A 23,040-nucleotide genomic window follows, 5' to 3' on the forward strand; every position below is an offset into this window, starting at 1 on the left:
CTCACGCGCTGGGCGCAGCGAGGCAATCCAGCCTCGCCGCGCAGACCTTCTGGATTGCTTCGTCGCTGCGCTCGCACTGACGGGTAGGGGATCAAGACCGGATGCCGTCCCTTAAGGACCTACGAAACCGCATCGCTTCCGTGAAGGCGACGCAGAAGATCACCAAGGCCATGCAGATGGTCGCGGCTGCCAAGCTGCGCCGGGCGCAGGCCGCGGCCGAGGCAGCGCGTCCCTATGCCGAGCGCATGGAGACGGTGCTGGCCAATCTGGCGTCGGGCGTCAGCGGATCGAGCGCGCCGCGGCTGATCGGCGGCACAGGCTCCGACAAGGTGCATCTGCTGGTGGTCTGCACGGCCGAGCGCGGCCTGTGCGGCGCCTTCAACTCGTCGATCGCGCGGCTTGCCCGCGACAAGGCGAATGCGCTGAAGGCGCAGGGCAAGACGGTCAAGATCATCTGTGTCGGCAAGAAGGGTTACGACATCCTGCGCCGCCAGTTCGAGAAGGACATCATCGAACTGATCGATCTGCGCGCCTTCAAGCAGGTCGGCTTCGTCAATGCCGAGGGCATCGCCCAGAACATTCTGGCTCGTTTCGCCAATGGCGAATTCGACGTGGCGACGCTGTTCTTCTCCAAGTTCAAATCGGTGATCTCGCAGATCCCGACAGCGCAGCGCATCATTCCCGCCGAGATTCCGACCGGGGCGCCCAAGACCGAAGCCGTGTACGAATACGAGCCGGGCGAAAGCGAGATCCTGGAGACGCTGCTGCCGCGCAACCTCACGGTTCAGGTGCTGCGCGCGATCCTCGAGAACGCCGCGTCCGAGCAGGGCGCGCGGATGTCGGCGATGGACTCCGCCACGCGCAACGCTGGCGAAATGATCAAGAAGCAGACGCAACTCTACAACCGCTCGCGCCAGGCGATGATCACCAAGGAACTGATCGAGATCATCTCCGGCGCGGAAGCGCTCTAACCGCCTATTTTAGGCCGGTGCGCCGGCTGCCCGACACGCTGAACGCGAATCCGAGGTTATCACCATGGCCAAAGCCGCTACGAAGAAGATCGCCGCCGACGAGAAGCCCGCCAACACCGGCACCGGCCGCATCGCGCAGGTCATCGGCGCCGTCGTCGACGTCCAGTTCGACGGCGTGCTGCCCGAGATCCTGAACGCGCTCGAGACCACCAATCTCGGCAACCGCCTGGTTCTCGAGGTCGCGCAGCATCTCGGCGAGAACACGGTCCGCACCATCGCCATGGATTCGACCGAAGGTCTGGTGCGCGGCCAGTCGGTGACCGACACCGGCTCGCCGATCATGGTGCCGGTCGGCGACGAGTGCCTCGGCCGCATCATGAACGTCATCGGCGAGCCGATCGACGAGGCCGGCCCGATCATGACGACCGCGACCCGCGGCATCCACCAGCCCGCGCCTTCCTATGCCGAGCAGGCGACCGACGCGCAGATCCTGGTCACCGGCATCAAGGTCGTGGACCTGCTGGCGCCTTACGCCAAGGGCGGCAAGATCGGCCTGTTCGGCGGCGCCGGCGTCGGCAAGACCGTGCTGATCATGGAGCTGATCAACAACGTCGCGAAGGCCCATGGCGGCTATTCGGTGTTCGCCGGTGTCGGCGAGCGCACCCGCGAGGGCAACGATCTCTATCACGAGATGATCGAGTCGGGCGTGAACAAGAAGGGCGGCGGCGACGGCTCCAAATGCGCCCTCGTCTACGGCCAGATGAACGAGCCCCCGGGTGCGCGCATGCGCGTCGCCCTGTCGGGCCTCACCGTCGCTGAAGACTTCCGCGACAAGGGCCAGGACGTGCTGTTCTTCGTCGACAACATCTTCCGCTTCACGCAGGCCGGCTCGGAAGTGTCGGCGCTGCTCGGCCGCATTCCGTCGGCGGTGGGCTATCAGCCGACGCTGGCGACCGACATGGGCAATCTGCAGGAGCGCATCACCACCACCACCAAGGGTTCGATCACCTCGGTGCAGGCGATCTATGTGCCCGCCGACGATTTGACCGATCCGGCGCCCGCCGCCTCGTTTGCTCACCTTGACGCCACGACCGTGCTGTCGCGTTCGATCGCGGAAAAGGGCATCTACCCGGCGGTGGACCCGCTTGACTCGACCTCGCGCATGCTGTCGGCCGCGATTGTCGGCGACGAGCATTACAACATCGCCCGCCAGGTCCAGCAGATCCTCCAGCGCTACAAGGCCCTTCAGGACATCATCGCGATCCTGGGCATGGACGAGCTCTCGGAAGAGGACAAGCTGGCCGTCGCCCGCGCCCGCAAGATCGAGCGCTTCCTGTCGCAGCCCTTCTTCGTCGCCGAAATCTTTACCGGCTCGCCGGGCAAGCTCGTCGCGCTGGAAGACACCATCAAGGGCTTCAAGGGCCTGGTCGAGGGCAAGTACGATCACCTGCCGGAAGCCGCCTTCTACATGGTGGGCTCGATCGACGAAGCCATCGAGAAGGCCCAGCGCCTGGCGGCGGAAGCGGCGTAAGCAGCGTCATTCTCGGGCTTGGCCCGAGAATCTCTGGACGAAAGCACACTGGTTTTCGAGATGGTCGGGTCGAGCCCGACCATGACGAGCCCGGGAGAGAGTACCGATGGCTACCTTCAAGTTCGAACTCGTCTCGCCCGAGCGTATCCTGTTCTCGGGCGATGTCGTCAGCGTCATCGTTCCCGCCGTCGAGGGTGAAATCACGGTGCTGGCCGGCCATGCGCCGATGGTTGCGACGCTGAAGGCGGGCATCGTCCTGGTTCAGGCAACCAGCGACAACGGCAAGGAATTCTTCGTCAATGGCGGGCTGATCGAGATCAATGCCGGCGCCACGACGATCCTGGCTGAGCAGGGCCGCTTCCTCGAGGACGTCAACGCCGCCGTGCTCGATCAGGAGATCCTGACCGCCGAGACCAAACTGACCGGCTCGCAGGACGAAGACGAGAAGCGGCGCCTGCACGAGGCCCTCGTGCAGCTGCGCGAGTTCAAGCACGTGTTCGATAGCCGCAAGGCGGCGTGAGGCGGTGCTGCCTTCTCCGCTCGGGGAGAAGGTGTCTGCAAAGCAGATGGATGAAGGAAGGGTCGCGCAGGCGGCCCTTTTTGCATTTTCGAATGCCGACCTCGCCTGCTCGTCATTGCGAGCGCAGCGAAGCAATCCAGAGCGCAAACCCAACCGTCCTGGATTGCTTCGCTGCGCTCGCAATGACGGCCGATCACCCTGCCATCATCGCGATTACTCCCCCATTGCGATCAGGCTCGCATTGCCGCCCGCAGCCGCCGTGTTGATCGTGACCGTCTGTTCGGTGGCAAACCGCATCAGGTAATTGGGGCCGCCGGCCTTGGGGCCGGTGCCGGAGAGGCCGTGGCCGCCGAAGGGCTGCTGGCCGACGACCGCGCCGATGATGTTGCGATTGACATAGATGTTGCCGGCCGAGAGCTTGCGCGTCACCTCCTCGACCGTCGTCTCGATGCGCGAATGCACGCCCAGCGTCAGGCCATAGCCGGTGGCCTCGATGTCGTGGATGACCTTGGCGAGCTCGCCGGCCTTCCAGCGCACGACATGCAGGATCGGGCCGAAATGCTCACTCGCCAGTTCCCCGATGCTGTTCAGCGCAACCACATGCGGCGCGACGAAGGTGCCGCCGAGAGCCGGGGTCTCACCGGCCCAGGTCAGGCGGCCAAGCCGGCGCATCGTGTCGATATGACCATCGAGGCGATGCTTGGCGGCGGCGTCGATGACAGGGCCGATATGGGTGTCGATTGCGCGGGGATCGCCCAGCTTCAGCTCGCGGGCGGCGCCGGTGATCATCTCGAGCATCTTGTCGGCGACGTCCTCCTGGACCACGAGCAGGCGCAAAGCCGAGCAGCGCTGCCCGGCCGAGCGGAAGGCCGACATCACGACGTCGTCCGCCACCTGTTCGGCGAGCGCGGTGGCATCGACAATCATGGCGTTGAGGCCGCCGGTCTCGGCAATCAGGGGCACGATCGGCCCGTCCTTGGCCGCAAGCGCGCGGTTGATCGCGCGTGCGGTCGTGGTCGAGCCAGTGAAGGCGACGCCGGCGACGTCCTTATGCGCGACAAGGGCAGCACCCAGCGTGCCGTCGCCCGGCACGAGATGCAGGGCTGACGTCGGGACGCCGGCCTCGTGCAGCAGGCGGATGGCCTCAGCCGCGATCAACGGGGTCTGCGGCGCCGGCTTGGCGACGACGCTGTTGCCCGCCACGAGCGCGGCCGTGATCTGGCCGGCGAAGATCGCGAGCGGGAAATTCCAGGGCGCGATGCACAGGAACGGCCCGCGCCCGCGCAGGACGAGGCGGTTGTCCTCGCCGGTCGGGCCGGGCAGGGCGGTCGGCACAGCGAACTTCGCCTCGGCCTCGGCGGCGTAGTAGCGGCAGAAATCGACGGCCTCGCGAACCTCGGAGATCGCGTCGTCCAGCGTTTTGCCGGCTTCGGCCTGTAGCAGAGCCAGCAGCAGACCGCGGCGACCCTCCATCAGATCGGCCGCCTTGCGCAGTGCGGCGGCGCGGGTGCGGGCGGGCGTCGCGTTCCAGGCCTGGAAGCCCGCCTTCGCCGCCCGCATCGCGCGCTCGGCCAGCGCGGCATCGGCTTCATGGACGCGGCCGATGACCTGGTTGTCGATCGGCGAACGGACATCGCGCGCGGTGCCGCCTGTCGCCTTGCCATCGATGATCGGGCCGGACTCGGGAAAGGGCTTGCCCGATGCGGCGGCGATCTCCGCAAGCAGGCTGTCGAGGCTTTCGGCATGGCCGAGTTCGACACCGGCGGAGTTCTTTCGCGCTGGCCCGAAGAGATCGGCTGGGAGCGGGATCCGGCGGTGCCGCGCCGCGCCGGCATTGCCGATGATGTCGGCTGGAGGCACCAGCAACTGGGCGACGGGCACGTCGGGATCGCCCGAGATGCTGACGAAGGAGGAATTGGCGCCGTTTTCGAGCAGGCGGCGCACGAGATAGGCGAGCAGATCCTGATGGCCGCCGACGGGCGCATAGGTGCGGCAGGCGAAGCCGGCGGGGTCGGCCAGCAGCTTTTCGTAGAGCGCCTCGCCCATGCCGTGCAGCCGCTGGAACTCGAAGCCCTCCGCGCTTCCTGCCATTTCGGCCACCGTCGCCACCGTCTGGGCGTTGTGGGTGGCGAATTGCGGGATGATGCGCGGGCGCAGGGCCAGAAGCTGCGCGGCGCAGGCCTCGTAGTTGAGGTCCGTCATCGCCTTGCGGGTGAACACCGGATAGTCGGGCAGGCCGCGCTCCTGGGCGCGCTTCAACTCGGTGTCCCAATAGGCGCCCTTGACGAGGCGCACCATCATGCGCCGGCCATGCGCCTCGGCGAGTGCGCCGATATGGGCGATCACCGCCGATGCGCGCTTCTGATAGGCCTGGATCGCCAGACCGAAGCCGTCCCAATCGGCCAGCGAAGGATCGGCGATAACGGCATCGATGATGTCGAGCGAGAGTTCGAGCCGGTCGGCCTCCTCGGCGTCGATGGTGAAATTGAGGTCGTAGGACTTGGCCTGCTGGGCGAGCTTGACGACTTTAGGCACGAGTTCCGCAAGCACCCGCTTATGGTTGGTCGCGTCGTAGCGCTGATGCAGCGCCGAGAGCTTGACCGAAATGCCCGGCCGGTCGGGCAGGGGCGCGTTGCCGGCCGAGCGGCCGATGGCGTCGATCGCGGCTGCGTAGGATGCGAAATAGCGGTCGGCGTCGGCTTGCGTGCGGGCGCCTTCGCCCAGCATGTCGAAGGAGTAGCGATAGAGCTTGCCGCTCTTGGACCCGGCGCGTTTCAGCGCCTCTTGAATCGTCTGGCCGAGCACGAAATGGTTGCCCATGACGCGCATTGCCTGGCGCGTCGCCGTGCGCACCGTCGGCACGCCGAGCCGCTTGGCCAGCCCGCCGATGATGCTGGTCGGAGTCTCGCCGGGCTGGATGACGCGGGCGGTGATTCCCAGCGCCCAGGCCGAGGCCGAAACCAGGAAGGCGTCGGATTTCGATTCGTGATGGGCGAAATCGCCCTGGCCGAGCTTGTCCTCGATCAGCCGGTCGGCGGTGGCGGCATCGGGCACGCGCAGCAGCGCCTCAGCCAGCACCATCAAGGCAAGCCCCTCGCGGGTGGAGAGCGAATATTCCCGCAGCAGTTCCTCGATCCCGCCCAGCCCGACCTTGCGGCTGCGGATGGCCTCGATCAGGCTGGTTGCTTGCGCATCGATGCGGGCCTTCGCGGCAGGCTCGCGGCGCGCACCCTCGAGCAAACGCGTCGCGATCGCACCGTCATCCTCGGCGAAGGGAGCGCGAAAGGCGGGAGGCGTCGGGACAGGCGCGGCCATGAAAACGGCTCCGAAGACAGGACGACGGGATGATCTGAAGCATCGGGCCTTAGACGGTGCAGATCAATTGGCAAATTCGGTCGTCAGGCCGTATATCGTCCTGCTATGACGTGCTCCGACAGAGAATAATCCCGTGCTCGATCGAACCGACCGGCGTATCCTTGGCCTGCTGCAAGCGGATGGCCGCATCGCCGGCGTCGAATTGGCCGACAAGGTCGGTCTTTCGCCCACCGCAGTCGGCGAGCGGCTGAAGCGCCTGACGCGCGAGGGCTACATCACCGGCTATCGGGCGACGCTCGATCCGCTGAAGCTCGGCCTGAACCTGCTCGTCTTCGTCGAGGTCTATCTCGACAAGACGACGCCCGATGCCTTCGAGCGTTTCGCCGCAGCCGTGAAGCGCGCGCCCGAGGTGCTGGAGTGTCATATGGTGGCGGGCGGCTTCGATTATCTGGTCAAGACCCGCGTCGCCGACATGAATGCCTATCGCCGCTTCCTCGGCGAGGTTCTGCTGGCGCTGCCGGCGGTGCGCGAGACGCGCACCTATGCGGTGATGGAGGAGGTCAAGACCGACGGCGCGCTGCCTTTGTGACAGCGCGCCGCCGGCTGGATGTCACTCCACCGTGCGGGCGGCCGCGTCGCGTGTCTTCCACAGCGAGAAGATGACGCCGCCGAGGATCAGGGCCAGGGTGATGCCCAGCGAGATCGCGGGATCGACCTTGCCGAAGATCTGGTTCCAGAAGATCTTGCCGCCGATGAACACCAGGACAAGCGCCAGCGCCGTCTTCAGGTACTCAAAGCGATGCACCATCGCCGAGAGCGCGAAATAAAGCGCGCGCAGGCCCAGGATCGCCATGATGTTGGCGGTGAAGACGATGAAGGGGTCGGTGGTGATGGCGAAGATCGCCGGCACCGAGTCGACCGCGAAGACCAGGTCGGCGAGATTGATCACCACCAGTGCCAGGAACAGCGGCGTCGCGTAGAGCAGGGTCTTCCCGGTGACGGCGTCCGGCAACCTGACGAAGAAGCGCTCGCCATGCAGGGCGTCGGTGACGCGCATCCGCTTCTTGAAGAAGACGATGAGCTTGTTCTTGGACATGTCCGGCTCGGCCTCCGGCACGACCAGCATCTTGATGCCGGTGGCGATCAGGAAGGCGCCGAAGAGGAACAGGATCCAGTCATATTCCTGCACCAGCGCGGCGCCGATGCCGATCATCAGGCCGCGCAGGATGATCACCGCGATGATGCCCCAGACCAGCGCCCGGTACTGATAGCGCGGCGGAATCGCGAAGAAGCTGAAGATCAGCGAGATGACGAAGACGTTGTCGATCGACAAGGCCTTCTCGATGAAGAAGCCGGTGAAGAAGGTGACGCCGGCATGGGTGCCGTCGGTGGTGACGAGATGGCCGGCCTCGTAGGCCCACCAGACGGCGGCGCCATAGAGACAGGAAAAGCCGATATAGAAGGCCGACAGCCTGAGGCTGCGGGCAATGCCGATCTCGCGTTGCCCGCGATTCAGCAGGCCAAGGTCAAAAGCGAGAAGGGCGAAAACGATCGCAAGAAAGCCGCTCCACATCCAGAGCGGCTTGCCGAGCCAGTCGGCAAGCAGAATATCCATGTCCGGGCGCCTATGGTTTGCGTTGATGTCGAAGGCGGTTCCGACATCGCGGCCACGTCATCCAGACGTGCTCCGCCAGAGGGGCCCGGTTACCACCGCGAGCGACGTGGGATCGACGCCCTCATTTGACAAGGGGCCTGCGCGCGCTTCCGCACACGAATATGTGGGAGAGCCGGCTTCCGACCCGATTGCGGCTTGACCGTGGCCCTCGCTGCGTCAGTGTGCACAGCCAAGCGGCATGAAGCTTGCTATCGCTGCGGACCAGACAAAGATCGCCATTTCCAAAGGAGACATCGATGCCCGCCCCGATCCGCCCGCCTGTCCTCGGATGCCTGCGTTCGACCGCGCGGCAGCTCGTTCTCGCCGCCGGGTTCGCGGCGGCGCTCTTTGGGCTCGCTCCGTCCGCACAGGCGCAGACGCCGGTTCGCTTCACGCTGGACTGGCGCTTCGAGGGACCGGCCGCGCTGTTCCTGATGGCGATCGAGAAGGGCTATTTCAAAGCCGAGGGGCTCGACGTCACCATCGACACCGGCAATGGCTCGCGTGAGGCAATCCCGCGCGTCGCGTCGGGGACCTATGATGTCGGGTTCGGCGATGTGAATTCGCTGATCCGCTTCCGCGACGAGAATCCGACCATCGACCTCAAGGCGGTGATGATGGTCTATGACAAGCCGCCTTTCTCGATCGTCGGGCGCAAGAGCCGCGGCGTCACGGCGGATGTGAAGTCGCTCGAAGGCAAGAAGTTCGGAGCCCCGGCCGCTGACGCCGCCTTCGCGCAGTGGCCGATCTTCAAGGCCGTCAACAAGCTCGACGACAGCAAGATGCGGCTGGAGAATGTCGGCTTCCCCGTGCGCGAGCCGATGCTGGCCTCGGGCGAGGTCGATGCCGTGTTCGGCTTCGCCAACTCCTCCTTCATCAATCTGAAGTCGCGCGGCGTGCCCGTCGACGACATCGTGGTGATGCTGATGTCTGATTATGGCGTCGAACTGTATGGCAACGTCATCATGGTCTCGCCGAAATTTGCCGCCGAGAAGCCCGAGGCCGTGCGCGGCCTGCTGCGGGCCATCACCAAGAGCGTCAAGGATACCGTGGCCAATCCGGAACTCGGCGCGCAGCTCGTGATCAAGCGCAACGACGTCGCCAAGGTCGAGGTCGAACTGGAGCGCCTGAGGATGACGCTCGCCCAGAACGTGATGACCCCCTGGGTGAAGACCAATGGCTTCGGCGGCATCGACAAGGCGCGCTGGGACCGTGCGCTCGACCAGATCGCCCTGACCTTCACCTTCAAGGACAAGGCCAAGGCGGGCGACGCCTTCACCGACGCATTCCTGCCGGCCTCGGCCGAGCGGGTGTTCTGAGTTTCCACTAGACCGATCCTCAACGGTCATCCCGGACAAGCCGCGTCAGCGGCGCCGATCCGGGATCCATGCCTGACCGTTCCGGCATGGATCCCGGGTCTGCGCTTCGCTCCGCCCGGGATGACCGCGCTTGGAAAGAGCCGGATTGACCGCCTTCGTCGAACTTCACGATGTCACGCATGTCTATGGCGGCGGCGATGGCCCTCCGGCCGTCGAGGGTCTGTCGCTGAAGGTGCGCGAGGGCGAGTTTGCCGCGATCGTGGGCCCATCCGGTTGCGGCAAATCGACCATGATGAAGCTCGCCACCGGGTTGCAGCGGCCGAAATCCGGCACCGTGATCGTCGATGGGCGCGAGGTTTCCGAGCCGATCAAGATCACCGGCATGGCCTTTCAGAACCCGGTCATGCTGCCTTGGCGCACGACGCTGCAGAACCTGCTGCTGCCGCTCGAGATCGTCCAGCCCCACCGCTCGCGCCTGCGCGCGAACAAGGCCGAATATGTCGCGCGCGCCGAGATGCTGCTTGAGACCGTGGGCCTCAAGGGCATGGGCTCGAAGTTTCCCTGGCAGCTTTCGGGCGGCATGCAGCAGCGGGCTTCGCTGTGCCGCTCGCTGATCCACGAGCCGAAGCTATTGATGCTGGATGAGCCGTTCGGGGCGCTGGACGCTTTCACTCGCGAGGAACTCTGGTGCGTGATCCGCGATCTGCATGCGCAGCGCGGCGTCACCGTGATCCTGGTCACGCATGACCTGCGCGAGGCGGTGTTCCTGGCCGACCGGGTGTTCTGCATGTCGGCGCGGCCCGGCCGGATCATCGCCGAGCGCGAGATCGGCTTTGCCCGCCCGCGCGATCTCGACATCACCTACACGCCGGAATTCGCGGCAATCGTCCATGAGCTGCGCGGTCATATCCGCGAGGCGAGGGCGGTGGCATGAAGCGCTCGACCTGGCTCAAGCTAGCACCCTACCTCTTCACGATCGGCTTTTTCCTGATCTGGGAAGCGGCCTGTCGTGTCTTCTCGATTTCGACCTTCATCCTGCCGCCGCCCTCGGCGGTGTGGGGGGCGCTGGTCCAGTATCAGAAGCCGCTCTACACCAACGCCTTCCACACGCTGTGGATGACCTCGCTGGGCTTCGCGCTTTCGATCGCCTTCGGGCTTGCGCTGGGTTTGCTCGTCGGCTCGTCGAAGCTCGCCTATGCGGGGCTGAACCCTCTGCTGGTCGGCTTCAACTCGATCCCGAAGGTCGCGGTGGTGCCGATCCTGGTGATCTGGTTCGGCGTGGGCTGGCTGCCTCCGGTGCTCACCGCCTTCGTGATCTCGTTCTTCCCGATCGTCGTCAATGTCGCGACGGGGCTGGCGACGATCGAGCCCGAAACCGAGGATGTGCTCAAGGCGCTCGGCGCCAGCCGCATGGACATCATGACCAAGGTCGGCATTCCGCGTTCGCTGCCCTATCTGTTCGGGGCGCTAAAGGTCTCGATCACGCTGGCCTATGTCGGCTCGGTGATCGGCGAGCAGAACGCGTCCAATCTCGGGCTGGGCAACCTGATCACCCGCGCCTCGGCCGATTTCAACGTGCCGCTGATCTTCGCGGCGCTGATCGTGCTGGCGGTGCTCGGGGTGTTCCTCGTGGCGATCGTCGATGCCGTCGAGAACCGGATGACCGGCTGGGCCAAGCGCTCGCAACTCGGCAACGTCTGATCCGGCAGGGCCGGTTCAGACCATGCCCGTCGATTTGAGCTGCTGATAGGCTTTGAGGATTTCCTGCAGCGTGCCCTCGCGCGATCGGTCGCCGCCATTGGCATCCGGGTGGAAGCGCTTCACCAGTTCCTTGTAGCGGGCTTTGATCGCGACGGAATCGGCGTTCTCGTCGAGCCCCAGTGCCTCCAGTGCCTTGCGCGCGACGACGCCGACGCGCGGCTCCGGCTGGGCGGCCGTCTGCGTGCGCCTCGTCCCGAAGATGTTGAAGGCGTCCTGGACATCCTCCTGCTCGCCGTTGGTGGTGCGATTGCGCTGCGCCATCCGCGCCGCCTTGGAATTCACGCCGAGCTTCCAGGTCGGCCGGTGGCCGATGGCGGCGTCCTTGGCGTATTCGGCCAGGGCCTCGTCGTTCATCCCTGCGAAATAATTGTAGGTCGCGTTGTAGGCCTTCACATGCTCCATGCAGAACAGGAAGAATTTGCCCTCGCGGCCACGGCCCTGCGGCGCGCGGAATTCGCCGGGCCGCTTGCAACCCGGATGGTTGCAGAGCGGCGCGTCGGATTCCTTGACCTCTTCCGCCTCGGAAGGGCCGATCCTGATGCGGTCAAACAGGCGTGAGTTGAAGTTCATGATCGAATGGTTATGAGACGCGGGATCGGAACCGGCAAGGGCGATGCAGCATGTAGCCGCAGGCCGGGTATGACAGGGCCGGTCAGAAGACGGCCCTGGGGACGCAAATCATCGAGAACGGTGTCGCGATCATGACCGGAATGGCTGAACGGATCACCAACAAGCTGGAACTGGCGCTTGCGCCGCAGCGGCTGAACGTGATCGACGAGTCGCACCAGCATCAGGGTCATGGTGGCTGGCGCGAGGGTGGCGAGACACATTTCAGGGTCGAGATCGTGGCGGCGGCGTTTGCCAGCAAGAGCCGCTTGGAGCGTCACCGCCTCGTCAATGCGGCGCTGGCGCAGGAACTCGCGGATGGCGTCCATGCGCTGGCGATCGCGGCCAGGGCGCCGGGGGAGGGCTGAGGGAGGCCGCTCGCCGCTTCAGGGCGTGATCAGTTCGACAGTGGGGAAATAGGTGCGGTAGCGCCTGGCGTCGCGGGTCAGGAGCGGAAGTCCTGCCGCCGCAGCATGAGCGCCTATCAAGAAGTCCGACAGAACACCGGTCCGCGTTCCTCCCGATGATCGATAACGGCGGTAGGCCTTGCCGGCGAGAAACAATGCTCCGCGAGGTGTGGGCGTCAATTTGATGTCGATACGAGCAAGCGCTTCGTCGACGGCATCGGGCGTTGCGAAACTCACCGACAGTTCAGCGTAGACGATTTCGTTCAGCAACAGCTGCCCGACCAGAGCCAACCTGTCGAGTTGGGCTGCTGACCGAGCTGACCAGTTCGGGTCGTCTGTGAAAAGATCGAGCAGGACGTTGGTGTCGATCAAAGTCACTTAATCGTCACCGCGTAGAAGCGCCATGATTTCGTCGGTGCTGGGACTTGACGCCAGAATCCCACGGACTGCATCGAACCGATTTTTTGGCCGAGAACCATCCGCCTTCAGCAGGACGACGTTGCCGCCCGTATCCATCCGGAAATCGACGGCGCTCCCGGGCACGATGCCAAGGCGATCGCGGATGGGCTTCGGAATGGTGACCTGCCCCTTGCTGGTGACTGTCGTCGCCATTGTGACCTCCGTATTACCAGTATGGATCAAGGTAATACTCGGGGTTCGTCATCGCAAGCTTGCAGGTGATCGCTACGCCTTCGGCCGCTCCGGTGTGAAGGCGTAGATCGCTGCCGACGCCAGCAAAAGCGCGGCGAAGATCCAGTGCAGATGAGCGAAGGTCGATGCCGCGTCGAGGCCCGCGGCGCGCTGGCCGGCGATGAACCAGCCGGAGCCGGACTGCGCCAACGCGGCACCGGCGATGAAGAGGAAGTTCACCGCCGTCATGCCGCGCCCGAGCAGATGCGAGGGGAAGAACAGCCGCGCATGCGCCATCAGGATGGCATAGGTGAAACCGATCGCGCCGATCAGCGCAAACAGCAGGATCGCCAAGGGTGCGGATGAGGCGCCAAAACCTGCGAGCAGCGCGAAGGTCGCCGCGGTGCCGAGCGTGCCCCAGAGCACGAGTGGTTTGATCCGCCCAACCCATTTCTCCAGCCCGCCATAGAAGAAGGCCCCCGCGACCATGGTGAGCGCCATGGCGGTCGCGGCATTGCCGGCGGCCACCGCATCGAAGCCATGCACATCGGCCATGAACGGCGCGACCCAGAGCCCGCGGGCGGTCGCCAGGATGGCATAGCCGGTCAGCGTGATCGGGGCGAGCAGCCAGAGCGGGCGCAGCTTCAGGATGCTGAACAGGCCTGCGATGAGGCCCTCTGCCTTGCCGGATGCGCTTTCCGCGCGCGGCGGATCGCGGATCAGCAGACCGGCGAGGGCTGTGGCGACCAGGAAGCAGCCGGCCATCGCCAGCATCGAGGGACGCCAGCCATAATGCGCGGAGGCGATGGCGAGCGGTGCGGCTCCGACCAGATTGCCGAGCGAACCCAGTCCGATGAAGACCGAGGTCAGGAAGGCGAAGCGCGCGGGCTCTGCGGTGCGCGCGAAGAGGAACAGGCTTGCCATGAAGATCGGCGCGCATCCGATGCCGATCAGCGCCATGGCCAGCGTGCCGCTGAGCGCGCCGTTGGCATAGGCGAAGAGGAAGGCGCCGGCCGTGCCGATGGCCATGGCGGCGGCCACCGTGCGCCGCGGGCCGAGCCGGTCGAGCGCCCAGCCGATCGGGAATTGCGCCAGGGCGAAGGTCGTGAACCAGGCCGCGCCGAGCAGCCCGAACTCGCGCGGGCCGATCGCGAGGTCAGTCATCACCGGCCCAGCGATGACGCTCAGGAACGAACGGTAGAAGATCGACAGGAAATAGGCCGGCAGCAGCGCACAGAAAATCAGCACAGGCAGATCAACCGGTCGGCAGGCTGGACGGCGAGCCGATCACTTGATCCGCTCGAGCACCGAGACATAATTCGCAACCGCGGAGCCGCCCATGTTGAAGATGCCGCCGAGGCGGGCGTCCTTGAGTTGCATGCCCTCGGGCGCCTCGCCGACGAGCTGCATGGCGCTGAGCACATGCATCGAGACGCCGGTGGCGCCGATCGGGTGACCCTTGGCCTTGAGGCCGCCCGACAGGTTGACCGGCAGCTTGCCGTCCTTCTGCGTCCAGCCTTCCTTGATGGCGCGCGCGCCGTCGCCTTCCCCCGTCAGGCCCATGGCCTCGTATTCGAGCAGCTCGGCGATGGTGAAGCAGTCATGCGTCTCGACGAAGGAGAGATCGTCGAGCGTCACGCCGGCCAGCGAAAGCGCCTGCTGCCAGGCCAGAGCACCGCCCTCGAATTTCAGGATGTCGCGCTTCGAGACCGGCAGGAAATCCTGGACATGGGCCATGCCGCGGAAGCCCACAGCACGGCGCATGGTCAACGCGGTTTCCTCGTCGGCGAGCACGATCGCGGCAGCGCCGTCGGAGACCAGCGAGCAGTCGGTGCGCTTCAGCGGGCCCGCGACGTAAGGATTCTTCTCGCTCTCCTCGCGGCAGAAGGCATAGCCGAGATCCTTGCGCATCTGGGCGTAAGGGTTGTCGACGCCGTTCTTGTGGTTCTTGGCAGCGATCATGGCGAGTGCGTCCGACTGGTCGCCATGGCGCTGGAAATAGGCGGCAGCGATGCCGCCGAACACGCCGGCGAAACCACCCTGTGTATGGCCCTCCTCGGGGAGGTAGGAGGCCTTGAGGAGGTTCTTGCCGATCTCGGGACCGGGCGTCGTCGTCATCTGCTCGACGCCGACCACGAGGACGATCTTGGCCGCGCCAGCCTTGATGGCGCGCACGCCCTGCTGGACGGCGGCCGAGCCGGTGGCGCAGGCGTTCTCGACGCGGGTGGCGGGCTTGAAGCGCAGCGCCGGATCGGCCTGGAGCACGAGCGAGGCGGTGAAGTCCTGGGCCGAGAAACCGGCATTGAAATGGCCGAGCACGATCTCGTCGACCTGGTCGGCCGTGATGCCGGCGTCGATCAGCGCGTCAGTGGTGACTCGGACGATCAGGCTCTCGATCGTCTCCGCATCCTGCTTGCCGAACGGCGTATGGGCCCAACCGACGATCGCAGCGCTCATGGCATTTCTCCCATATCGATTTCGACGTTGTCCGACTTTGACCTCTAATTGCGCTTGCAGGCCTGCCCCTGCAAGCAGGCAGTCATGCATTCCGGGCGTGCATGGAAAGAGGGACCATGATGCGGACCGGAGCGGTCAGAGCGCCGTCAGCAGCAGCAGGCCGACGCCGCCGACGATCATCGCCATTCCCAGCAATTCACGCCGGCTGGTGCCCTCGGCGAAGATGCGGCGCGAGGCGATCTGTGCCAGCGGCACCTCGATCAGGCCGAGCGTGCGGACATTGGCGGCGCTGGTCAGCGAGAAGCCGATGAACCAGCATTGCGAGGCTGCGGCGCCGAGAAAGCCGGCCGAGAGCGATTTGCGCCAGTTGCGCAGGCTCGAGACCAGCGCCGGGCGGTTGGCGGCAAGCATGTAAAGCGTCAGGACCAGCGTCTGCAGAAAGAGGCCCAGCGCCAGGATCGTCGTCGCGCGCATGAAGAAGCCGGCCTCCGGCAGGGCCTGGATCGCGCCGCGAAAGCCGATTGCCGAGAAGGCGAAGAAAGCGCCGGCGCCGACGCCCATCAGCGCCGGACGCAGGCCGGCGCGAGTCAGCTTTTCGCCCGGCTTCCAGGAGACCAGCACGACGCCGGCGGTGGCGATGAGGATCGCCGCGAATTTGGCCGGCGTCAGCGCGTCGCCCAGGAGAATCGCACCGAAGATCGCGACCTGCACGGGCTCCGTCTTGGTGTAGGCGGTGGTGACGGCGAAGGAGCGCTCGCGCATCGCTGCCAGCATCAGCGCGGTTGCGGCGATCTGGGCCAGCGCGCCGGCGATCGTCAGGCCCAGCGCATTGGCCCCGATCGGGGGCGGTCCGCTTCCGGCCGCCAGACAGACGATCGCAAGAAAGATCAGGGCGAAGGGTAGCCCAAAGAGGAAGCGTACCTGCGTCGCGCCAACGACACCGATGATGTCCGTCAGGGAGCGCTGGGTCAGGTTTCGCGCGGTCTGCAGCAGCGAGGCCGCGATGGTCGCGGGGATCCAGAGGAGGGCGAGGCTCACGCGGCGAAATCCGGTCGGTCGGGGGGCGCTCCCGGCGTTGTGGACCCTTGCCCCCGACTAGGCAAATCGCTCAGCTGGAGGTAGGTATGCAGCCACGGGCGGGCGTAAATGGCCGGCCGTCTCGAAAATGCCGCACGCGTCGCGTTGAACCGCCAAGCCTTCAACCCCCGTCCAGACAGGTTCAAGACCGCCCGATGCTCTTTTGCCCGATGCCCGTCTCGCGCCTTGGCGCCGCTTTCGTTTTCGGTCTCGCTTTGGCCGGGCCTGCCTCCGCCGGCACCAGCCTCGTGGTCGATGCCGCCAGCGGCGCGGTTCTTTCGAGCGAGAATGCCGGCCTGCCCTGGCATCCGGCCTCCACGACCAAGATGATGACGGCCTATCTGGCGCTGAAGGCGGTGCGGGACGGGCGGATCGGCCTTGAGACCGCGATCCCGGCCTCAAAGCGGGCGGCCGCCCAGCCCCGCGTCAAGGTCTATATCAAGGCCGGTCAGGAGATCACCCTCGATAACGCACTGCGCATCATGATGGTGAAATCGGCCAATGACATCGCCTATGTCATCGCCGAAGGCGTTGGCGGCGATGTCGAGAGTTTCGTCGGATTGATGAACGCGGAAGCCCAGCGGCTGGGCATGCGCGACAGCTACTTCGCCAATCCCAATGGCTGGCACCATCCCGACCAGCAGACAAGCGCGCGCGATCTCGCGATCCTCGCACTCGCCCTGATGCGCGAATTTCCTGACTATTCCGACTATTGGAACACGCCGGCGGTGCAGCTCGGCAAGCAGGTCCTGAACAACACCAACGGGCTGGTCGGCCGCTATGCCGGCATTGGCGGCATGAAGACCGGCTATGTCTGCGCTTCTGGTTTCAATGTCGTGGCCACCGCGACGCGGGGCGGGCGGACGCTGATCGCGGTCGTGCTCGGTGCGTTGTCGGGGACCGAGCGCACGATCAAGGCCGCGCAGTTGCTGGATGACGGCTTCTCGAAATGGGGCGGCGCCGGCTACACCGTGGCGGCGCTGCCCTCGCAGGGCGGACGCGCCACAAGCATCTGCGGCGATGTCCAGCGCCGGGGCGGCGGCGTTGCGCTCGCCGACGATGCCGACAGCTCGGGGCCGATCGCGGCGCAAGCCTCCGGCATTGGCGGTAATGCCGATGATGGCGGCCGCTTCGCGACCGCCTCGGGCCCGACCGCCTTCAACTCGCCTGTTCTGGCGCGCTCGCCCTCGGGTCGCATCTCGCTGGGTCCGCGCGCCGAGACAATTCCGGTTCCGGTCGCCTTCGGACGCACGCCCGGATCGGCCTCGGCACCGCTAGCCGCCAATGCCTCGGGCGGGGCCGACAGCCGCGTCGCGCGCGGCGCCCCGGTCATCGCGCCCGGCGCTCCGGTCGCAGCCGGCCTGGTCGGCAGCCAAAGCGGGGGGGTGTTTGCCGATCGCGGGCGCACCTTCTCCAGCAATGGCGGCATTCCGGGGGCAACTGCCTTTGCGCCGAGCGCGCCGGAGCCGGCTGAACTCTCGACCCAGGGAGGTCCGCTGCGCCTGCAGGGTGCGATCCAGCCCGGTGCTGCGGCCCCGGCCAGCCTGCGCGCGGGCGCTGCTTCCGGGATCAAGCCCCTGCCGCGCCCCCCTGCCAAGCCTTTGCTGGTGAAGCCTGCGGGCAAGGCCGTGCCGGCGGCGGCGGCCGCCAGAACGGCTCCCGGCAAGGCCGCTGCTGGCAAGGCGGCTCAAGCCAAGCCGGCGCCGGCCAAGCCGCAGGTCAAGACAAAGGCCAAGTCGAAGCCCAACGACGACGCCTGAGCGTAAGCGCTTGACTGCCGATCCCGGCCTTTCTGCCAGACGGCAGGGCATGCTGATGGCGCTCGCTTCGGCGGGCGCCTATGGCACCAATATCGTGAGCGCGCAGATTGCCGGACAGGCCGGGCTGAGCGGCCCGCTGCTGGTGTTCTACCGTGTCTTCATCATGCTGGCGCTGGTCGGCGCCGCCGTGGCGATCTGGCGGAGTTCGCTCGCCGTACCCCGCGCCGAGCGGCGCGCGCTGCTTTTGTTTGGGCTGACGAGCGCGTTGGTCGGCTCGGCCTATCTGTCCTCGGTCGCCTTCCTGCCCGTGACGGTGGCGGCCGTGGTGTTCTTCACCTACCCGGTCCTGATCGTCCTGGCCGAGCCCCTCGTGACGCGGACGCGATTCCAGCCTGCGCGACTGGCGGCGGCCTGCGCGGCCTTTGTCGGTGTCGCCATGGTGGTGGGGCCCGATCTGCATGGGCTCGATCCGCGCGGGCTGCTCTTGGCGCTCGGTGCCAGCCTTGGAGCTGCGACGCAGTTCTTCGCTGCTTCCGCCCTTGGCCGCACGCCGTTGGCTGCAAGGCTGCTCTGGTCGCATCTGCTGATCCTACCGGTGACGGCCGTCATTCTCGCCATCACCGGCGGCTTCCTGCCGCCCACGGCCTTCGCGCTGGCGCCGATCGCGGCCGCGATCACGATCGGCGGCTATCTGCTGGGCTTCCTGCTGCAGGTGATCGCGCTGACGCGGATCTCGCCGGGGGCGGCTGGGCTTGCCTTCTGCGCGGAACCGGTCTGCGCCGTGCTGATCGCGGCCTTGGTGCTCGGCGAGCGACTGGCTCCGCTGCAATATGCCGGCTGCGCCCTTGTCGTCGCCGTGCTGGTGATTAATGTAACATTAGAACAGATGCGGCGCTCCCCCGCGCCGGCCTGACGCGATCGCCAGAGGCACAGCGTGACGACCATGACGAATCCGCCGACCTGGCCGGAACCGCTGCCGCTGACCTTGCTGACGGGGTTTCTCGGCGCCGGCAAGACGACCCTGCTCAACCGCCTGCTCAAGGACCCGGCGCTCGCGCAGACGGTGGTGATCGTCAACGAGTTCGGCGAGATCGGTCTCGACCATCTGCTGATCGAGGGCGTCGAGGACGGCATGATCCTGCTCGATTCAGGCTGCCTGTGCTGCACGATCCGTGACGACCTGATCGTCACGATGGAGGATCTGCTGCGCCGGCGCGACAATGGCCGGATCACCCCGTTCAGCCGTGTCGTGATCGAGACCACGGGCCTGGCCGATCCCGCGCCGATCCTCAATGTGCTGATCAACCACCCCTATCTGGCGCTGCGCTTCCGGCTCGACGGCGTGGTCACTTTGGTCGATGCGGTCAATGCCATGGCGACGCTCGATGCCCATGAGGAGGCGCGCAAGCAGGTCGTGGCGGCCGACCGGCTCGTGCTGACCAAGACCGATCTGGTGGGAAGCCTCGCCGAGCTAGCGCCGCTGCGGCAGCGGCTGGCCCTTCTCAACCCGGGCGTGGCCGTGCTGGGGGCGGAGGCTGCGGCCCATTCGCTCTTCGGCGCCGGGCTCTACGATCTGGCGCAGCGTCCAGGCGAGATCGGCCAATGGCTTGCCCGCGAGACGCTGCCGAGCGGCCAGGGACATCATGACCATGGCCACGATCACCACGGTGATCACCATACCCACGGCGATCATGCGCATGGTCACGCCCACCACGACATCAACCGCCATGACGCCAGCATTCGGGCCTTCGCGCTGACGGCGGATGTGCCGATCCAGCAGGCGACCGTGGACCTGTTCTGGACGCTGCTGCGCTCGGTGCATGGGCCAAGGCTCCTGCGCATGAAGGGGTTGGTGCAGGTCGCGGAGCATCCCGACCGGCCGCTGCTGCTGCATGCCGTGCAGCAGATCTTGCATGCTCCGGTGATCCTCGACGCCTGGCCCGATGGCGACCGGCGCTCGCGCCTGGTGCTCATCGTCAAGGACATCGAGGAAAGCGTGATCGAGCGGCTCTGGGAGGCCTTTCTGGGGCAGGCGGCCACCGTCGCAGACCGCGCGGCAACACCCGGCTGAACCGGCCCGCCCGAACCGTCCGTTCTGGCCCCGATCTTGAAGCCATGGCGTGATCGGCCCGTCCTGACGCTTCGGCTCGCCCAAATTGGCACAGCCTCGCGCCGGATCGGTCCAGCGCGGTGAAAGGCTGGGGTCGCATGAATCAGGTCATGGCTTTGAAGGGGGGTCCGTCCGTCGGCGCCACGCGCGGGTCGGGCTATGCGCCAGCCTATCGGCCCGATGCGCCGGTCACGCTGGAAGTCAGGCCGCTTTCGGCCTGTGCCGAGATCATCGACGCGTGGAGCCATCTCGCGGGCCGGGCGCTGGAGCCAAACCCGTTCTTCGAACCGGGCTTCGCGCTGGCGGCGGCCCATCACCTCGTCGCCTTTCGGGACGTGGTCGCCATCCTCGCCTGGCAGGGCGCGACAGCCGGGCCGCAGCGGCGGCTTCTCGGCCTCATCCCGGTCTTCCCGCGACAGGGCCTCTTCCTGCCCGATGCACTCGTCGGCTTCGGTGACCGCCGCATCCTGAATGGCGCACCGCTGCTCGACCGGGAGCGGGCCGGTGCGGTGATCGCGGCCGTGCTCGATCCGCGCCGCCAGCGGCTGCTTGACGGTCACGGTCTCGTTTTGCGCGCGATCGATGGCGATGGCCCGCTGGCCGTGGCCCTGTGCAATCGCCCCGGCAGCGAGGGCGTTGTCGCAAGGTTCAAGCCCAGGCAGGGCTTCGGTACCGGCGTCCCCTCGTCAGACGCGATCGCGGCGTTCCGGGCGACGCTGTCCGGATATGCCAAGCTGACGCTTGCCGAACCGCGGACGCAAGGGGGCCTGCGCGACGCTGCCGAAATCATCCTCGCCATGGAGGCATCGGGCCGGCTGGCCCAGGCCGGTCGCGCCACCTTGCAGGATACACGCGAGGTCGGTTTCCTGCGGGCGATGACGCGCGGTCTCGGCCGTGCCCGGCAATGCCGGATATCGCTCCTGATGCTCGGCGACGACGCGATCGCGGGCGCGATCATGATCGGCCGGGGTCCGCGCGCCTGGCTTTACCTCGGCGCACAGGACGAGACCCATGCGACCCTGCAGCCCCTGGCCGTCCTGCTCGCGCTGATGCGGCGGACAGCGCCGAACCGTGCGATCCTGCTGCCGGAGGGCGGCGTCGCCGGTGAAGCCCATCGCTCGATAGGCGACCTGCATCTCTCGCGAGGAGAGGCCATGGTCCCGCGCGATCTCGCGGGGCGGGCCCGCGATGCCTGGCGGCGTTCGCTGGTCCGGCTGGCCGGTTCGCGGCTCAAGCCTCCGCGCGCAGGAGCCGCCTGATGATCTTGCCGGTGGTCGTCATCGGCAACTCCTCGCGAAAGGCGATCTCGCGCGGATATTCATGGGCCGAGAGCCGCCGCCGCACGAAGGCCTGAAGCTCGGCGGCGAGTTCGGGCGTGCCCATGCGCCCTGCTTTCAGCACCACAAACGCCTTGACGATCTCGGTGCGCAAAGCGTCGGGCTTGCCGATGACGGCGGCGAGCGCCACCGCCTCGTGCCGCAGCAGGCAGTCCTCGATCTCGCCGGGGCCGATGCGGTAGCCCGAAGAGGTGATGACGTCGTCGTCTCGGCCGACGAAACGGACATAGCCGTCTTCGTCCTGCACCGCCTGGTCGCCCGTCTTCATCCAGTCGCCGATGAATTTGTCTGCGGTCGCCTGCGGATTGCGCCAATAGCCGAGGAACATCACGGGATCGGGTCGTCGCACCGCGATCTCGCCCTGCTCGTGCGCGTCACAGATCGAACCATCGGGCCGGATGACCGCGACCTCATGGCCAGGCACTGCCTTGCCGATGAAGCCCGGCCGGCTGACCCCGATGGCGGCGCAGGATGCCAGCACGAGATTGCATTCGGTCTGGCCATAGGCCTCGTTGATGGTGAGGCCGAGTGCCTCGTGGCCCCAGGCCAGCGTCTGCGCGCCCAGTGCCTCGCCCGCGGCCGCGACCGTGCGCAGGTTCAGGGCGAAACGCTCGCGCGGGCGCTCGACGCTGCGCAGCATGCGTAGCGCGGTCGGCGGGACGAAGGCATTGCGGATGCCGAGATCGGCCATCAGGCGGAAGGCCTCTTCCGGCTCAAAGCGTATCACCGGGCGTGCCACCACGGCGACGCCGAAATGCAGCGCCGGCAGCAGCATGTTGAGCAGGCCGCCGGCCCAGGCCCAGTCGGCCGGCGTCCAGGCGAGGTCGCCCGGCTGCGGCATGAACTCGTGCGGCATCTGCACGCCCGGCAGATGGCCCGGCAGCACGCGGTGGCCATGGAGCGCGCCCTTGGGGTTTCCGGTGGTGCCGGAGGTGTAGATCATCAGCGCCGGGTCGTCAGGGGCGGTGCCGACGGGGGTGAAATCGGGGTTGGCGTCGGCGAGCAGGGCGTCCCAGCCGAGTGCATGGTGGTCGGCCCCATCGGTCGAGATCAGCAGTTCCAGCTCGGGCAAGGGCTCCGTGATCTGGCTGACCTTGGCGAGGCCGGACGCATCCGTCACCAGCACCTTCGCGCCGGAATCGGCCAACCGGTAAGCCAGCGCATCGACGCCGAAGAGCGCCGCCAGCGGCACCGCGATGGCGCCAAGCTTGGAGGCGGCGAGATGGGCGGTGAGCACGCAGCGGCCCTGCGGCAGCAGGATGGCGATGCGGTCACCGGATACAACGCCTCGGGAGTGCAGTGCGTTCGCCAGCCGGTTCGACGCCTCGCGCAGATGGCCGAAGCTGACAGGGGTCACCTGCCAATCGAGCGAAACTTCGATGATCGCGGGACGGTCTGGGTCAAGCGCAGCCCAGCGGTCGCACATGTCGGCGGCGATGTTGTAGCGCGGCGGGATCTGCCAACGGAAGGCGTCGCGCAGCGCCTGGTGGTCGCGCAATTCGGGAAGGATCAAGCGGGGTATCCGGCAATGGGGGCGGCAAAATAGGCAGGCGCGGCCGCCCTGTCACCCTGACGCTAGGCAAGC

Annotated in this window: 21 protein-coding genes; 12 read left to right on the forward strand and 9 right to left on the reverse strand. The window is 66.6% G+C overall.

The genetic code is table 11. The features are described from left to right. Nucleotides 1-101: 101 nt before the first annotated feature. The 3 genes from IP69_RS12625 to IP69_RS12635 all read left to right on the forward strand — a co-directional run bounded on the left by IP69_RS12625 (nt 102) and on the right by IP69_RS12635 (nt 3,022). Entirely contained in the window at nt 102-971 is an 870-nt protein-coding gene (locus tag IP69_RS12625) for a F0F1 ATP synthase subunit gamma (RefSeq protein WP_054143177.1), read from the forward strand. A 64-nt stretch (nt 972-1,035) separates the two neighbouring features. After that, the gene (atpD, locus tag IP69_RS12630; protein WP_054143178.1) at nt 1,036-2,502 is read left to right on the forward strand and encodes a F0F1 ATP synthase subunit beta; all 1,467 of its coding nucleotides are present in this window, start codon (nt 1,036-1,038) and stop codon (nt 2,500-2,502) included. 106 nt (nt 2,503-2,608) lie between these two features. Further along, nucleotides 2,609-3,022, forward strand: a complete 414-nt coding sequence (locus tag IP69_RS12635; protein WP_054143179.1) for a F0F1 ATP synthase subunit epsilon — start codon at nt 2,609-2,611, stop codon at nt 3,020-3,022. 213 nt (nt 3,023-3,235) lie between these two features. Here IP69_RS12635 and putA read toward each other — a convergent pair whose 3' ends face one another. Further along, the gene (gene putA, locus IP69_RS12640; RefSeq protein ID WP_054143180.1) at nt 3,236-6,337 is read right to left on the reverse strand and encodes a bifunctional proline dehydrogenase/L-glutamate gamma-semialdehyde dehydrogenase PutA; all 3,102 of its coding nucleotides are present in this window, start codon (nt 6,335-6,337) and stop codon (nt 3,236-3,238) included. A gap of 133 nt (nt 6,338-6,470) precedes the next feature. Between putA and IP69_RS12645 the strand changes: the two genes are divergently transcribed. Continuing rightward, on the forward strand, nt 6,471-6,926 hold the full coding sequence (locus IP69_RS12645; RefSeq protein WP_054143181.1) for an Lrp/AsnC ligand binding domain-containing protein: 456 nt from the start codon (nt 6,471-6,473) through the stop codon (nt 6,924-6,926). 21 nt (nt 6,927-6,947) lie between these two features. On the opposite strand, the gene IP69_RS12650 is transcribed toward IP69_RS12645, so the two are convergent. After that, entirely contained in the window at nt 6,948-7,952 is a 1,005-nt protein-coding gene (locus IP69_RS12650; RefSeq protein ID WP_054143182.1) for a TerC family protein, read from the reverse strand. Nucleotides 7,953-8,248: 296 nt separating this feature from the next. On the opposite strand from IP69_RS12650, the gene IP69_RS12655 reads away from it, so the two are divergent. The 3 genes from IP69_RS12655 (at nt 8,249) to IP69_RS12665 (ending at nt 11,011) form a co-directional block, all read left to right on the forward strand. Beyond that, nucleotides 8,249-9,310: an ABC transporter substrate-binding protein gene (locus IP69_RS12655; RefSeq protein WP_054143183.1), complete on the forward strand. Its 1,062-nt coding sequence runs from the start codon at nt 8,249-8,251 to the stop codon at nt 9,308-9,310. Between the two features lie 145 nt (nt 9,311-9,455). Further along, nucleotides 9,456-10,244: an ABC transporter ATP-binding protein gene (locus tag IP69_RS12660; RefSeq protein ID WP_054143184.1), complete on the forward strand. Its 789-nt coding sequence runs from the start codon at nt 9,456-9,458 to the stop codon at nt 10,242-10,244. After that, nucleotides 10,241-11,011, forward strand: a complete 771-nt coding sequence (locus IP69_RS12665) for an ABC transporter permease (protein WP_054143185.1) — start codon at nt 10,241-10,243, stop codon at nt 11,009-11,011. Before IP69_RS12660 ends, IP69_RS12665 begins: the two co-directional genes overlap by 4 nt. A gap of 15 nt (nt 11,012-11,026) precedes the next feature. Here IP69_RS12665 and IP69_RS12670 read toward each other — a convergent pair whose 3' ends face one another. Then, nucleotides 11,027-11,641, reverse strand: a complete 615-nt coding sequence (locus IP69_RS12670; protein WP_054143186.1) for a DnaJ domain-containing protein — start codon at nt 11,639-11,641, stop codon at nt 11,027-11,029. Between the two features lie 140 nt (nt 11,642-11,781). On the opposite strand from IP69_RS12670, the gene IP69_RS12675 reads away from it, so the two are divergent. Further along, a complete protein-coding gene (locus IP69_RS12675) occupies nt 11,782-12,045 on the forward strand; it encodes a BolA family protein (RefSeq protein ID WP_197279840.1) in 264 nt (87 codons plus the stop codon). A gap of 18 nt (nt 12,046-12,063) precedes the next feature. Here IP69_RS12675 and IP69_RS12680 read toward each other — a convergent pair whose 3' ends face one another. From IP69_RS12680 to IP69_RS12700, 5 genes are all read right to left on the reverse strand, one after another. Further along, the gene (locus IP69_RS12680; RefSeq protein WP_054143188.1) at nt 12,064-12,462 is read right to left on the reverse strand and encodes a type II toxin-antitoxin system VapC family toxin; all 399 of its coding nucleotides are present in this window, start codon (nt 12,460-12,462) and stop codon (nt 12,064-12,066) included. Further along, complete coding sequence (locus IP69_RS12685) at nt 12,463-12,696, reverse strand: AbrB/MazE/SpoVT family DNA-binding domain-containing protein (RefSeq protein ID WP_054143189.1); 234 nt, start codon at nt 12,694-12,696, stop codon at nt 12,463-12,465. A gap of 72 nt (nt 12,697-12,768) precedes the next feature. Further along, the gene (locus tag IP69_RS12690) at nt 12,769-13,962 is read right to left on the reverse strand and encodes an MFS transporter (protein ID WP_054143190.1); all 1,194 of its coding nucleotides are present in this window, start codon (nt 13,960-13,962) and stop codon (nt 12,769-12,771) included. A 39-nt stretch (nt 13,963-14,001) separates the two neighbouring features. Continuing rightward, nucleotides 14,002-15,171: an acetyl-CoA acetyltransferase gene (locus IP69_RS12695; protein WP_054143191.1), complete on the reverse strand. Its 1,170-nt coding sequence runs from the start codon at nt 15,169-15,171 to the stop codon at nt 14,002-14,004. 135 nt (nt 15,172-15,306) lie between these two features. Next, on the reverse strand, nt 15,307-16,209 hold the full coding sequence (locus tag IP69_RS12700; RefSeq protein ID WP_054143192.1) for a DMT family transporter: 903 nt from the start codon (nt 16,207-16,209) through the stop codon (nt 15,307-15,309). Nucleotides 16,210-16,403: 194 nt separating this feature from the next. On the opposite strand from IP69_RS12700, the gene IP69_RS12705 reads away from it, so the two are divergent. From IP69_RS12705 to IP69_RS12720, 4 genes are all read left to right on the forward strand, one after another. Next, entirely contained in the window at nt 16,404-18,008 is a 1,605-nt protein-coding gene (locus IP69_RS12705) for a serine hydrolase (RefSeq protein WP_054143193.1), read from the forward strand. A gap of 10 nt (nt 18,009-18,018) precedes the next feature. Next, on the forward strand, nt 18,019-18,921 hold the full coding sequence (locus IP69_RS12710; RefSeq protein WP_156323434.1) for a DMT family transporter: 903 nt from the start codon (nt 18,019-18,021) through the stop codon (nt 18,919-18,921). A gap of 30 nt (nt 18,922-18,951) precedes the next feature. Next, nucleotides 18,952-20,079: a GTP-binding protein gene (locus tag IP69_RS12715; protein ID WP_054143195.1), complete on the forward strand. Its 1,128-nt coding sequence runs from the start codon at nt 18,952-18,954 to the stop codon at nt 20,077-20,079. Nucleotides 20,080-20,228: 149 nt separating this feature from the next. After that, nucleotides 20,229-21,377, forward strand: a complete 1,149-nt coding sequence (locus IP69_RS12720; RefSeq protein WP_156323435.1) for a GNAT family N-acetyltransferase — start codon at nt 20,229-20,231, stop codon at nt 21,375-21,377. On the opposite strand, the gene IP69_RS12725 is transcribed toward IP69_RS12720, so the two are convergent. Then, complete coding sequence (locus IP69_RS12725; protein ID WP_054143292.1) at nt 21,349-22,965, reverse strand: AMP-binding protein; 1,617 nt, start codon at nt 22,963-22,965, stop codon at nt 21,349-21,351. The two genes, IP69_RS12720 and IP69_RS12725, sit on opposite strands and share 29 nt — an antisense overlap. Nucleotides 22,966-23,040: the final 75 nt, after the last annotated feature.

The sequence above is a fragment of the Allobosea sp. AAP35 genome (genome assembly GCF_001295925.1).
Taxonomy (GTDB): Bacteria; Pseudomonadota; Alphaproteobacteria; order Rhizobiales; family Beijerinckiaceae; genus Allobosea.

Coding starts and splice junctions, on each gene's coding strand:
- IP69_RS12665 (WP_054143185.1), top strand. CDS start 10,241: ATGAAGCGCTCGACCTGGCTCAAGCTAGCACCCTACCTCTTCACGATC.
- atpD (WP_054143178.1), top strand. CDS start 1,036: ATGGCCAAAGCCGCTACGAAGAAGATCGCCGCCGACGAGAAGCCCGCC.
- IP69_RS12655 (WP_054143183.1), top strand. CDS start 8,249: ATGCCCGCCCCGATCCGCCCGCCTGTCCTCGGATGCCTGCGTTCGACC.
- putA (WP_054143180.1), bottom strand. CDS start 6,337: ATGGCCGCGCCTGTCCCGACGCCTCCCGCCTTTCGCGCTCCCTTCGCC.
- IP69_RS12635 (WP_054143179.1), top strand. CDS start 2,609: ATGGCTACCTTCAAGTTCGAACTCGTCTCGCCCGAGCGTATCCTGTTC.
- IP69_RS12715 (WP_054143195.1), top strand. CDS start 18,952: ATGACGAATCCGCCGACCTGGCCGGAACCGCTGCCGCTGACCTTGCTG.
- IP69_RS12720 (WP_156323435.1), top strand. CDS start 20,229: ATGGCTTTGAAGGGGGGTCCGTCCGTCGGCGCCACGCGCGGGTCGGGC.
- IP69_RS12625 (WP_054143177.1), top strand. CDS start 102: ATGCCGTCCCTTAAGGACCTACGAAACCGCATCGCTTCCGTGAAGGCG.
- IP69_RS12670 (WP_054143186.1), bottom strand. CDS start 11,641: ATGAACTTCAACTCACGCCTGTTTGACCGCATCAGGATCGGCCCTTCC.
- IP69_RS12695 (WP_054143191.1), bottom strand. CDS start 15,171: ATGAGCGCTGCGATCGTCGGTTGGGCCCATACGCCGTTCGGCAAGCAG.
- IP69_RS12675 (WP_197279840.1), top strand. CDS start 11,782: ATGGCTGAACGGATCACCAACAAGCTGGAACTGGCGCTTGCGCCGCAG.
- IP69_RS12685 (WP_054143189.1), bottom strand. CDS start 12,696: ATGGCGACGACAGTCACCAGCAAGGGGCAGGTCACCATTCCGAAGCCC.
- IP69_RS12705 (WP_054143193.1), top strand. CDS start 16,404: ATGCTCTTTTGCCCGATGCCCGTCTCGCGCCTTGGCGCCGCTTTCGTT.
- IP69_RS12650 (WP_054143182.1), bottom strand. CDS start 7,952: ATGGATATTCTGCTTGCCGACTGGCTCGGCAAGCCGCTCTGGATGTGG.